The 13,094-nt window shown below is 32.4% G+C and carries 13 protein-coding genes; 3 read left to right on the top strand and 10 right to left on the bottom strand.

Going from position 1 to position 13,094, the window contains the following annotated elements:
• Positions 1-128 precede the first annotated feature (128 nt).
• Both sdaAB and OCU55_RS19645 read right to left on the bottom strand, forming a co-directional pair.
• On the bottom strand, positions 129-803 hold the full coding sequence (gene sdaAB, locus OCU55_RS19650; RefSeq protein WP_261853994.1) for an L-serine ammonia-lyase, iron-sulfur-dependent subunit beta: 675 nt from the start codon (positions 801-803) through the stop codon (positions 129-131).
• A 22-nt stretch (positions 804-825) separates the two neighbouring features.
• On the bottom strand, positions 826-2,478 hold the full coding sequence (locus OCU55_RS19645) for a nucleoside kinase (RefSeq protein ID WP_261853993.1): 1,653 nt from the start codon (positions 2,476-2,478) through the stop codon (positions 826-828).
• Positions 2,479-3,080: 602 nt separating this feature from the next.
• Between OCU55_RS19645 and OCU55_RS19640 the strand changes: the two genes are divergently transcribed.
• From OCU55_RS19640 to fba, 3 genes are all read left to right on the top strand, one after another.
• Positions 3,081-3,782 (top strand): DUF421 domain-containing protein, encoded by a 702-nt coding sequence (locus OCU55_RS19640; RefSeq protein ID WP_261853992.1) that lies wholly within the window; start codon positions 3,081-3,083, stop codon positions 3,780-3,782.
• Positions 3,779-4,159: a DUF4363 family protein gene (locus tag OCU55_RS19635; RefSeq protein WP_261853991.1), complete on the top strand. Its 381-nt coding sequence runs from the start codon at positions 3,779-3,781 to the stop codon at positions 4,157-4,159. The genes OCU55_RS19640 and OCU55_RS19635 overlap by 4 nt, the downstream gene beginning before the upstream one ends.
• 136 nt (positions 4,160-4,295) lie before the next feature.
• Positions 4,296-5,162 carry a class II fructose-1,6-bisphosphate aldolase gene (gene fba, locus OCU55_RS19630; RefSeq protein ID WP_261853990.1) on the top strand — a complete coding sequence of 289 codons (867 nt, stop codon included), beginning with the start codon at positions 4,296-4,298 and terminating at the stop codon, positions 5,160-5,162.
• A gap of 133 nt (positions 5,163-5,295) precedes the next feature.
• On the opposite strand, the gene OCU55_RS19625 is transcribed toward fba, so the two are convergent.
• The 8 genes from OCU55_RS19625 to OCU55_RS19590 form a co-directional block, all read right to left on the bottom strand.
• Positions 5,296-6,753, bottom strand: a complete 1,458-nt coding sequence (locus OCU55_RS19625) for a HAMP domain-containing sensor histidine kinase (protein ID WP_261853989.1) — start codon at positions 6,751-6,753, stop codon at positions 5,296-5,298.
• Entirely contained in the window at positions 6,754-7,467 is a 714-nt protein-coding gene (locus OCU55_RS19620) for a response regulator transcription factor (protein ID WP_261853988.1), read from the bottom strand.
• A gap of 216 nt (positions 7,468-7,683) precedes the next feature.
• Positions 7,684-8,991 (bottom strand): ABC transporter permease, encoded by a 1,308-nt coding sequence (locus OCU55_RS19615; protein WP_261853987.1) that lies wholly within the window; start codon positions 8,989-8,991, stop codon positions 7,684-7,686.
• Positions 8,992-9,004: 13 nt separating this feature from the next.
• Positions 9,005-10,327, bottom strand: a complete 1,323-nt coding sequence (locus OCU55_RS19610; RefSeq protein ID WP_261853986.1) for an ABC transporter permease — start codon at positions 10,325-10,327, stop codon at positions 9,005-9,007.
• Entirely contained in the window at positions 10,317-11,015 is a 699-nt protein-coding gene (locus OCU55_RS19605; protein WP_261853985.1) for an ABC transporter ATP-binding protein, read from the bottom strand. Before OCU55_RS19605 ends, OCU55_RS19610 begins: the two co-directional genes overlap by 11 nt.
• A 256-nt stretch (positions 11,016-11,271) precedes the next feature.
• Positions 11,272-11,772: a GNAT family N-acetyltransferase gene (locus OCU55_RS19600; protein WP_261853984.1), complete on the bottom strand. Its 501-nt coding sequence runs from the start codon at positions 11,770-11,772 to the stop codon at positions 11,272-11,274.
• 94 nt (positions 11,773-11,866) lie between these two features.
• Positions 11,867-12,490, bottom strand: a complete 624-nt coding sequence (locus tag OCU55_RS19595) for a class I SAM-dependent methyltransferase (protein ID WP_261853983.1) — start codon at positions 12,488-12,490, stop codon at positions 11,867-11,869.
• Positions 12,491-12,521: 31 nt separating this feature from the next.
• A complete protein-coding gene (locus OCU55_RS19590; RefSeq protein WP_261853982.1) occupies positions 12,522-12,968 on the bottom strand; it encodes a MarR family winged helix-turn-helix transcriptional regulator in 447 nt (148 codons plus the stop codon).
• Between the last annotated feature and the right edge of the window lie 126 nt (positions 12,969-13,094).

The following is a 13,094-nucleotide window of genomic DNA, read 5'->3' as shown; positions in this document are numbered from 1 at the left end:
GTTTACAGTTTTAGCCATGGAATATGAGAAAATCATATTAATTCTTTGCGTAAGCTCATTAAAGCATCGGATGACTAACCACTTAATTTCAAATATTCTTTACTAGTCCATCATGCGATGATATATATTTAAACCTTAACTGGATTTATCCTTATAACATTATCAACAGCTTCTACCTGCTTTATCTCTTTTACAACTTCCTCTGTAAGAAAGCTATCGACTTCAAATATCATTGTAGCTGCCTTACCTTTTTTTGTTCTGAATACGCTCATAAAAGCTATGTTTACATTATTATCATAAAGAATTGATGAGACTTTGGATACTGCTCCTGGAACATCTCTATGCGATATTATTACTGTAGGATACTGACCTGTAAAATTAACTTCCTGCCCATTTACTTCAGTTATTACAATACTTCCTCCACCAATAGAAGAACCTGTTATCTCAGAAACTCTATCATTTTTATCCTTTATTACAAACTTAACTGTATTTGGATGAACTTCTCCAAGATATTTTTCCCTAAATTCTATCTTTATGCCTTTTTCCTTAGCGATTTCGATAGATTCTCTAAGTCTTAAATCACTAGGCTCCATACCAAGTATTCCTGCAACTAAAGCCCTATCAGTCCCATGTCCCTTGTAAGTCTTACCGAAAGAACCATGAAGAAGAAATGTAACCTCTTTTACTCTCTCACCAGCAATGGCAGCTGCAACTTTTGCAAGCCTAGCTGCCCCTGCAGTATGAGAGCTTGATGGCCCAACCATAATAGGTCCTATTATATCAAAAGCTCCGTATTTTTTCATTTGTCACACTCCATATTTAAAATCAATATTTATAAAAACAACTGCCGCCTATGAATTCTCTAAGTATAGAATTTTCAGGAACCATATCACTATCTATAGCTTCAAAAAGTTTTAGAAAATCTATAAGCCTTTCAGCCTCATTGTACACTTCACTATCTTGAGATATTTTAGATAGTTCCTCAATAGCGCAGTTTTTTAGAACTGATAATTCATACACTAAAGTTGAATTGAACATTACATCTGCCTGCTCCTGATATACAAATATATTTCTTTCTTCTCCGCGCTTTATAGAAGGCCACATTTTGAGTGTTTCATCTCCACCGTAACCTCTAGATAGAAAATCTCTTACAATTCTTCTTATTTTTCTTACATCCGCTGTTGCAATTCTATTATGATTGTCTACGTTAAGTTGTGTCAAGGCACTTATATAAATTTTAAATTTATTGTGATCAGGTATAGTTGAAGTCAACATATCATTTAATCCATGTATACCCTCAATAATCAACACACCATTTTGAGGAAGCTGCATATCATGACCTTCTTCATCCCTTGTTCCAGTTTTAAAATTATAGGATGGTATAGTGACCTTTTCTCCCTCAAGCAAAAGATTTAATTGTTTATTAAATAGCTCTAGGTCTAGTGCGTAAATTGATTCAAAGTCCGGTTTCCCTTCTTCATCAAGTTTTGTTTTATCTCTATCAATAAAATAATCATCAAGGGAAATAGGAATTGGAATTAATCCATTAACTCGCAATTGTATAGCTAATCTCTTTGAAAAGGTAGTCTTTCCAGAAGATGACGGACCGGCAATGAGTACTATCTTCACTTCGTTTCTATCATGAATCATATCTGCAATATAAGCTATTTTCTTTTCATGCAGTGCCTCTGAAACTCTTATTATTTCATCAAATTCCTTTCTAATCACCTTTTCATTTAGTGAACCTACATCCGCAATATCTAATATATTGAGCCACTGCTCTGTTTCTTGAAATATCTTCTCAAGCTTTTCTTGAGGTTCAAAAACAGGAATTTCTACACCTTTTCCTTCTTCAGGAAACCTAAGCAGAAAACCAGGTTCATGGTAAGTAAGTTCATAATACTTAATAACCCCAGTAGAATAGCCTAATTTACCATAAAAATAATCGTATCTTCCATCTAACTCGTATAATCTAAGTTCATTGTTTCTAAGATTCTTAAGAAGCTTTAATTTATCCTCCATACCATATGAAGAAAAAATCTTAATTGCTTCTTCTTTTTTTACTTTTAGAGTTTTAATTTGAATATCCTTTTCAATAAGTTCATTCATTTTCTTCTTGATCAGAATGATATCTTCTGCATCCAAAGCTTTTTCCATATGAACTTCTCCAAATATACCTTTACTCAAAGAATGTTCTATTGTGATTTTAGCCCCTGGAAATAAGTCTAAAGTTGCTTTTATAAATAGAAATTGTAAAGTTCTTGCATAAGCTCTATTGCCAATTCTGTCATCAGCTGCTATAAATTGTACCTTCCCTGACTCTTCTATAGAACAACTAAGTTCATAGTATTTATTGTTCAACTTTCCTAACACTATAGGTACATTATTCCCTTGGTAATAAGTATTAACAAGCTCATTAAATGTAGTACCTTTTTCCACCTCGATAATTTGATTATTAATCTCAAGTCTCAATACCATCACGTATCCACTCCTAGAACTTTCAATTTTATTTAAGAAGCTTAATTTATATCTTTTTATTCAAGCTATGTTTAAAAATATTATTGAAATTAAGTGGTTAGACAGGAGATGCTATATGAGCGAGCTATTAGAATTAAATGATTTTTTCAGATGGAATGGATCTAAAAAATCGCTAATCGTTCTTTATTAGTGATTTTTTTACGCATCTGCCTTTTCTGAACGTATGTGAAGAAATTCTGGCAGGCGATATATGCTCACTTTTTACTCTTTATATAAACAACCTTTTTAGTTTCATAATATCTAAAATATGAAAGACTTATAAAAAGCATGGATTACTAAAGAGTAAAACTGTACTGTTCGAACGTAGTGAGTTTACAGTTTTAGTCATGGAATATGACAAAATCATATTAATTCTTTGCGCAAGCTCATTAAAGCATTGGATGGCTGACCTCTTAATTTCAACACGTTGCTTTAAAAGTTTCAATATCATTTCAAAATAATATTTTTCTAATAATATTATACATCTTTAAATTTAAAAAAATCCTAATATTTGAATAATTTAAACTAGTATAACAAACTATAACTTTGGAGAGGTGATTTAATTGCTAATAGTACTTATAAGGACAGTAATACTTTACTCTGTGGTGGTTTTAGTTATGAGACTTATGGGAAAAAGACAAATAGGTGAACTTCAACCTTATGAATTTGTAATAACCATGATGATATCAGACCTTGCTGCATTACCTATGCAGGATACTAGGCTGCCACTTCTTTTAGGAGTTATACCAATAATAACATTACTAATGTTGAAAACTCTTTTATCTGAAATACAACTTAAGAGCAAAATAGCTAGGAAGGTTATAGATGGTACTCCTTGTGTACTTATAAAAGAAGGTAAAGTAAATTTTAAATCACTTATAAGCCAGAGAATAAATATAGACGATCTTATGGAAGAGCTCAGACTTAGTGGATACTTTAATATTAAAGATATCCAGTATGCTATATTAGAGAATAATGGGCAGGTTTCGGTTATTCCCAAAAAAGCATTATCTCCTGCTACAAAAGAAGATGTAAAAGTAGATGGAGAAGAGGACAAACTGCCGTTCGTTCTAGTTATTAATGGAAAGCTGGATAAAAAGGCGCTCCAAAGAGCCAATAAAGACTTTTCTTGGCTTGATAAAATGTTAAAAAAGAATAATGTAGAAGATATAAAAAATGTCTATATAGCTATGATTGATTCAAATTCGCAATTTTTTCTTCAAAAGAAAGATGATATCATTGATTTTGGAGATGATGACTTATGAAAAATACACTTACGTCACTTTTTATTTTTTTATGCCTCTTAGGTTTTATTATTTATTCTCACGGTAATCTCATAAAAATATGTGATGTAATAAATGAAAAGTGTACCGTTCTTGAAAAAAGCCTTCAAAAAGATGATTGGGATGATTCATATAAACTCTCAGTTGAACTTAAAGAATACATAGAGGAAAGTTTCGAGCCTCTTTCAGTTTATATAAATCATCAAGACGGTGACCTATTGATAAATGAAGCACTTAAACTCTCTCAGTATAGCAAATATAAAGATAAATCCGAGGCTCTTTCAAGTATACATCTTATAAAGTACTCTACCAAGGCAATAAAAGCTCTTCAGACACCTAGTATACAAAATATATTTTAAAATTATTTTTTATTATTTTCTGGTAGAAAATATAAAGATAATAGTATATAATGTAATCAAGGGATAAACAGTCCCACTGGGACTCGTAAAGTCCCTTACCATATGATTTTTTATAGAGAAGAAAGGTGGTATAAACATGTCATTAGTAAGTGCTAAAGAAATGTTAAATAAAGCTAGAGATGGGAAATACGCTGTTGGTCAATTCAACATCAACAACTTAGAATGGACTAAGGCTATACTATTAACTGCTCAAGAAAATAATTCACCAGTAATCCTTGGTGTATCTGAAGGTGCTGGAAAGTACATGGGCGGATATAAGACTGTTGTAGGAATGGTTAATGGATTATTAGAAGACTTAAAGATAACTGTTCCAGTAGCATTACACTTAGACCACGGTAGCTATGAAGGAGCTTACAAAGCAATGGAAGCTGGGTTCTCATCAATCATGTTTGATGGTTCACACTATGCAATAGATGAAAATATAGCAAAAACAACTGAATTAGTAAAAGTAACTAGTGAAAAAGGTCTTTCATTAGAAGCTGAAGTTGGTTCAATTGGTGGAGAAGAAGACGGAGTTGTTGGAGCAGGAGAAATCGCTGATCCAAACGAATGTAAGCAAATATCTGATCTAGGAGTAACAATGCTTGCTGCTGGTATCGGTAATATCCACGGAAAATACCCTGCAAACTGGAAGGGATTAGCTTTCGATGCATTAAGCCAAATCAATGATGTTACAGGTGACGTTCCACTAGTTCTACACGGTGGTACAGGTATTCCTGCAGAAATGATTAAAAAAGCTATATCTTTAGGAGTTGCAAAGATAAATGTTAACACTGAATGTCAATTATCATTTGCTGAAGCTACTCGTAAGTATATAGAGTCTGGTAAAGACCTACAAGGAAAGGGCTTTGACCCACGTAAACTTTTAGGACCAGGATTCGAAGCTATAAAAGCTACAGTTAAAGAAAAGATGGAACTTTTCGGTTCAGTTAACCAAGCTTAATATAAAAAACCACTGAAGTGTATTTCTTTAGTGGTTTTTTTGTACGTCTGATTTTTTTAATTTTCCTATTAATTTAGAAAACAGTGATCATATTGATCACTGTTTTCTAATGTATTTAATCACTATATCAAGTTTAATTATTATAATTAATAGTTGGGAGATTAATTATAAATTTGGTTCCTTTTCCAAGTTCACTTTCTATTCCTATATTTCCTCCATGGAGTTCTATAACCTTTTTAGTAATGGCCATTCCTAGACCACTTCCTCCATCAGACCTTCTAGCACTATCTCCTCTTGTAAATTCATTAAAGATAGTCTTTCTAACTTCTTCTGATATTCCAATTCCATCATCTTCTATAGACATAGTTATCCTATCTTCTTCTTTTATCAAAAAGAAGTTTAAAGATGTACCTGGAGGATTATACTTCAATGCATTTATTATTATATTTGATATGGCGCGGTACAGCTCATCTCTATCAAATCTATACCTTATATACTCATCTCTTACGTCCACATTATAATTAAAATTGCACTTTTCAAAATCAGGAATAAATCCTATTATGTTTTCTCTAAAGAAATTAGCTAAATCCCCTTCTACCAGGTTAAGTTTATATGATGGAGTATCCATCTTTGAAAAAGTAAACAGCTCATCTATTAAATAGTTCATCCTGTTAGATTTTTCGTATATATAATTTAAGTACTTTTTCTTCTTTTCCTCCTCTACAACAAGCCCATCATTTAAAGCTCTTGCATATCCCTGAATAGATGTTATTGGCGTTTTTAAATCATGAGAAATATCAGCTATAATCATCCGCTTACTTTCTTCGGCAAGTTTTTTCTGAGCTTCAGCCTCTTGTATTCTTTTAGACATGTCATTAAGTGCATCTCTTATCATAGCAAGTTCACTATCAGCTTTGCACTTAATTCTATAATCATACTCACCAGTACTTATAGTCTGTATACCTTTCACTATATGTTTAATAGGATTACTTATCTGCTTTGCAACTATCTTACTAAGTATAAACATTATAATTAAAAGTATAAGTGCCGCTCCACTAAAGATTGAGGTCGTAAACATTTCTATTTCCTTTTCAAGTGGAGAACCACTCATCTGACCTCCGAATGTCATCTCACCATTTTTCGGCGGAAACTTAACAAGACAAATATAGTTATTACCATCCTGCCCTTTAAAGGCTGCAGCTGAGTAAGTTACTCTGTTAAAATCAAAGCTTGATTTTAAATCAGTAGAAGTATAATTAATAAGTTGATCTTCTGTGTATTCATTTATATTATCCTTCTTATCTCCTTTTACAAAAACAACTTTATTATCCTTCAGTATCTCTACCCATCCGCCATTTTTCTCTATGTAGGCTGAATCAATCTTCTTATAATCACTGCATACAATAGCCTTTGCTGTAGACTTTGGAAAATCATTTTCATTATGTCTCCTTGCTGAAAATAGAGTAAAAAAAGCAAGTGCTATTATAAGAGTAAAAAGAAGAACTATTGTTACAACTCCAAATATAAAATATCCCAACATTATTTTTAGGTATATACTCTTAGGTTTTCTTTTTCTCTTAATTGTTTTCATCTAGTCCACCTTTGACTTTCCAGTAAACTTGTACCCTAATCCTCTCACAGTCTTTAGATATTCTGGTTTTTTAGGATTATCTTCAATCTTATCTCTAAGGTTACTTATATGAACCATTATGGTATTGTCATCACCGTAGTATACTTCTTCCCATACAGTTTCAAATATTTGTTTCTTTGTGAATACCTTATCGATATTTTTTATGAAAAGACTAAGTATCTTGTACTCAGTTGATGTAAGTTCTAAAAGTTTACCACCTTTAAAAGCTTCACAGCTTTCTTCATCAAGTTCTATATCACCATATACTATTCTTTCTGTCTTCTGACCATTATCATTATCGCCTTTTAGAAGATAATACCTTCTAAGTTGTGCTTGAACTCTAGCAATTAGTTCAAGTGGATTAAAAGGCTTAGTTACATAGTCATCTGCTCCGAGTCCAAGTCCAAGTATCTTATCACTAAAGTCACTTTTTGCAGATATTAATATTATTGGAATATTAAGTTTTTCCCTTGCCTTTTTTATAAGCTGATATCCGTCAATACCTGGCATCATTATATCGAATATAGCCAAATCAATATTCTTTTCGCACATAATATTCCATGCATCTATTCCGTTGAAACATTTTATTATGTTGTAGTTTTCTTTCTCAAGATAAAGTTCTACCAACTCAACTATCTCAACTTCATCATCAGCAATTAATATGTTCTTTGCCATAAATACCCCCAAATTAGATTTATAGTAATCCAATTTAATTATTACTATACATTTTTTTCTAGTTATAGAAATATTATAATTTACTGAGGTCTTAGGCACAAGAAAAATTTGCTCCACCTAAAGGTGAAGCAAACTATCTATGATTTATTATAATTGTTTCACATAAAATTGTGCTATTATCCACAATGTCACATGATTACTTTAAATAAAATCCTACTACTCATAACTTAATATCTCTACTACATTTAACTTCGCAGCCCTACCTGCTGGTATTATCCCTGCAAAGAATGCAACAACAACTGATACTCCAAGTGCTATTAAAACATTATTGATGTTTAAAGTTAAGGTTAAGGTGCTTGCCACTGACTTCATATATAAGTTTATTCCGTATATTGCTGCTGAGGATGATAAGCATCCAACTAAGCCTCCTAGTAGTCCTAAAACTAAACATTGGAATATAAATATATAACGTATTTGATTCTTTGAAGCTCCTACGGCCTTCATAACTCCAATGGATTTTTTCTTTTCCTGAATAGTCATTGTCATGGTATTTATAAGTCCTAAGCTTGCAACAAGAAGCACTATAATACCAGCTACCGAAAGTATACTCTTTACAACCTTAGTCATAGAATTTACCATATCTAGCATCTCCACCATATTAGACGCAGAATAACCTAAATCTTTTCTTATCTTATCAGTGATAGGCTTTACGCCGTCTTCATTCTTAGCCATCAAAGCTACACCTGAATACCCTTTTTCACTTAAGTAGTTATCTTTATCTTCATAATAACCTTGGATTTTATTTACCAGGTCATCTGAAGCTAGGATTTCATTTCCAAAATCACTTTTACCTTTAGCTACTCCAACAACCTTTCCATCAATAGCATAAGGTTTCTTAATCTCCACTCCATTAATCTTAGGGAACTCAACTTTTAGTGTTATCTTTTTACCTATAACCGATTTATAATCTGTTATTCCTATCTTGCTTAGATACTTTTCGCCTACAACAACCTCATCATTCTTTCCAGAAAGTTCATTTCCATAAGTTATTTCATTATCAGTTTTGTAATCAAAATCAAAAGACATTCCAACTATATTAGTACTCTTCTTCTTTATACCGCTGTTTCCTTCAATATCAACACCAGTTATTTGTGAGTTAATGTAAGCATAAAGCTTATCAACACCATCAAGCTTTGACATTTTTGTTAAAGTATCTTTATCAATTTTCTTAAATTTATCTTCTTTCTTTTCAGTAGTTGTTGAGGTACTACTATTTCCTGTATTCACTGTAACATTTACTGGAGAAGACACCTTATCATATTTCTCTGGTTGCACACTAATCTGCTTCGTATCTCCAAAACTTGAAAATAAATTAGAAGCTCCTTTATTAATCGAATCTCCTACACCCATCATAGTAACCATTAAAAAACTTCCAACTGATAAAGCTACTACTGTTAAAACAGTTCTAATCTTTCTTTTTCTTATATCATTTACTGCCATTGAAAAACCATCTGATAGTTTCATTTATCTTCCCCTCCTAACCCTTAAGTGCATCGATAGGATCTAATCTTGATGCTCTCATAGCTGGGTATAATCCTGCTAACACTGCAATAATGATAGAGAAGCCTAAAGTAGCACCTATCAGCCATAGTGGTATGCTAAAATTCAAACTCATACTTATTTCCTTAGATTTCAAATAAGCTTCCAACCCAAACTCTATTATCTTAAATATTCCTAGACTTAGAACAATACCAGTAATTCCACCTAAAAAGCCTATGGTTCCTGATTGAACTAAGAATATATTTCTTATGCTCAAATTGTTTGCTCCTACAGATTTCATTACTCCAATACTTCTAGTTCTTTCGTATATTGCCATTACCATTGTATTGACTATACCTAAGGCAGCAACAAATAATACTATTATTCCTAGTACTGATAAAGCTAAGCTTATATTGTCAAAAGCCTTAGTTATCTCTTTTATCATATCTTGATTAGAAACTGCTTGGTATCCTTCTGCAAGTACTGCATTTTTTACTTTTTCAACATTGTTAATTTCATCTGCTGAAATCTGAACAGAGCTAAAGCCCTTTTCTTTTTCGTAGTTTTCTACTAAATTTGTTAAACCTATTATCTCAGCTGCATCTTTAGAGGAGGTTATTATACTGTTTCCAGGTAATAACTTTTTATTTACAACTCCAACAATCTTTAGATTCTTCTCTACAGGTTTTATAGAGATAGCCTTAGCTTTATCAACTATTATTGATATATTTTTACCTACAGCATCTTCAGCTTTGCTAAAACCTAAAGTAGAAAGCATATCTTCACTTATAATAGCTTCTGCTTTAGAATCTTTATTTAATATACTTCCGCTCACTATAGTTTTTAGATTATCATCCTTCTCAACTTTCTTCTTGTTTTCTATCTCATCTTGGAAGAATATTGAGTGGTTTAAATCAAAACCTTGTATGCTAAAAGCACCTTCCTTTGTACTGTCATTTATCTTAATCTTTTCCACCATAGTAGACATAGAAGCCTTTAATTCTTTAACACCACTTATAGCACTGAACTTGTCTAACATGCTGCTATCAATCTTTTTAAAATTCTTTTCATTCCATTCTTCGTAATCTGCAACATTATCTAACTCTTCTGCATCTTTCTTTATAGAAGATACAGTAATAACCTTAGAGCTTAACTCTCCATTCATAGCATCAACTATAAAATTCTTTAAGGTAAAACCAAGTCCTACCATTATAAGTACTAACATTGTGCCGATAGCTATACCTAATGAAGTTAAAAAGGTTCTTCCTTTTCTTCTTTTTAGGTCCTGAAGGGCCATGCCTATATTGTCCCTAAATCGCATTTTCTATTCCCCTTTCAGTGACCAAATCATCAGTTATAACACCATCCATTATCTTGATCATTCTCTTTGCCTTTTGAGCTTCAACCTGATTATGTGTAACCATTATTATGGTATAGCCCTTATCATTTAACTCTTGGAATAAATTCATTATATTCTCACCAGTTTTAGAATCTAGGTTACCTGTAGGCTCATCTGCAAAGATAATCTGAGGATTATTTACTATAGCTCTAGCAATAGAAACCCTTTGTCTCTGACCACCAGACATCTCAGTAGGTTTATGCTTAACCTTGTCACTTAATCCAACAAGTTCTAAAGCTTTAAGTGCTCTCTCTTTTCTTTCCTTCTTTCCTACTCCAGAAAATATAAGAGGCATCATGACATTTTCTAAGGCAGTTTGAGTATTCTCTAAGTTAAAGGCCTGAAATACAAATCCTATCTTCTCATTTCTGTATTTAGCCATATCTTTATCCTTAAGTTTCGCAATGTCCTTACCATCAACCTCTATACTTCCCTTAGTTGGAGTATCCAGTCCCCCTACAAGATGCATCAAAGTTGATTTACCTGATCCAGACGGTCCAACTATAGCCACAAACTCCCCATCTTCAATGTTAAAAGACACTTTATTTAAGGCTATTACTTTTTCCTTCCCCATTCTATAAACCTTTGATAATTCCTTTATCTCAATCATCTTTGTCCTCCCAAAACCATTATTACTTTTAGTAGCAATCATTATTTCAACGTTTACCTACATTATTAATTCTAACCACTTTTGTTTAAGTGGTTATTAATACTGTCTTAAGATTACCTTAAGATTGGGTGGTTATGAATTAGATAATATAAAAAAGCACAGTGTTGAAATTAAACATGTCCAAAAATCAGAGCTTACCTATGGCAATTAAATAACTGAATAGTTTTATTTTCAGGATTACTACTCAATGAATTATTTAACTTATCCCAACCACCTTACTTCTTCGTTCCATTAGCACAACATCATGCCACACTCCATTTGGCATCTTAGAGACTTTTTCTCTTATACCTATTTCTCTAAATCCACATTTCTTATGCATCTCTATACTTTTAATATTTTCTCTAATAATAGCACAATATAGTGTCCAAATTCCCTTTTCTTCTGACTGCTCTACTACTTTTGTTAAAAGGCTTGATCCTATATTATTCCCTCTATATTTCTCCCCAATATAAATGCTTACTTCCACTACTCCTGCATAGCACTCTCTCGTAGAAGTTGGGCTTAATGCAACCCAACCTAATATATCATTATTCAACCGAGCAACCAATCTACAGCAGTCAAGATGCCCTTTATCCCATGATTCCCAAGTTGGTACTTCACTTTGAAATGTTGCTATTCCAGTGTTAATTCCTTCCAAATAAATATCCTTAACCTGTTCCCAGTCTGATGGCTTCATATCTTCTATACTATACTTCATTTATACTCTCCTTCTAATAAAGACAAGCAACTTTATATTCAGAGTCCCTTGTCTTTATAATATATATTTACTTTTAAATTACATCTTTTATTAATTACTTTTCACCATAAGCTATGAAGATACTTATACTTGCACTTTCACATCCACAGTTTGAGGTTGCACAGCAGTTTCCACCTACACAATCAATCACTACATTTGAAAGACCTGCTTCTACAAACCAATTCTCAATAGCTTTACGATCAAATCCCATCCATCTATCATGCTGTTCAGTTCTTAAAAATTCGTGATTATGCTGATCTAAATCAGTAATCACAAGTTTTCCAGAAGGCTTTAGTATTCTTACCATTTCCTTAATAGCTTTCAATGGATCTTCTACGTGATGTAGGTACATATTTGCCATCGCATAATCTACTGTAGCATCATCAATTGGTAGTTTCTCTGCATCACCTTGAAGATATTCTACTGACTTAAATTCGTTAAATTTTAGTTTCATTTCCTCAAGCATCTCATAAGATTGATCTACAGCTATTACATTTAAACCCTTTTGTAAAAGCCCTTCAGTTATAAATCCAGTTCCAGCCCCAATATCTGCCGCTAATTTACCTTCTTCTACATCTGCTACTTCGTAAGCCTTATCTCTTACGGATTCTGAAAAAAAGTCTTGTCTCATAACATCCCATTCTTTAGCTACTTCTTTAAAATAAACTTTACTACTCACCTCATACCCCTCCCCATATAATCTTCTTTCATTACTCACAGCAATTACTTTTGTCTATTGATTCAAGTAGAATATCAATGCTTTCCAAAACTTGTTGTCTTTTATCAGCAGGTATTGCTTCGTATATTTTTGTGAAGTATAAATTCATTTCTTCCTCAATCCCTTGATAAATTTCATTCCCTTTATCAGTAAGTGATATAGTTATGTACCTTCTATCTTGTGGATCAATATCTCTTTTTACAAGCTCATTTGCTACCAGATTATTTACTGTCCTACTAATAGTGCTATTCTCTAAATTTAATAATTCTGCTAGTTTATTTAACGCAATGCCTTTTGCACGACCAATCTCTACTAAAGCATGACACTGTGCCATAGTTATTTGGCAACACGAAAATCCGCTATCTTGAAGGACTCCCAGTTTTCTTTCAAGTACTCTTATTAATTCTCTTAATCTTTTTGAATCATCCATAAAAAACATGTTTAATCCCTCCTTGTAATTATTGTATCATGCAATAGTTGCAATATACAACTATTATCTTCATAAATTTACCATACTACTTTTTAATGCATCTGCCTTTCCGAATGTATATGAGAAAAATATGTC

This window comes from Clostridium folliculivorans (genome assembly GCF_024341905.1).
GTDB classification, from domain to species: domain Bacteria; phylum Bacillota; class Clostridia; order Clostridiales; family Clostridiaceae; genus Clostridium_AR; species Clostridium_AR folliculivorans.
This window is presented reverse-complemented; position numbering and strand designations above follow the sequence as displayed.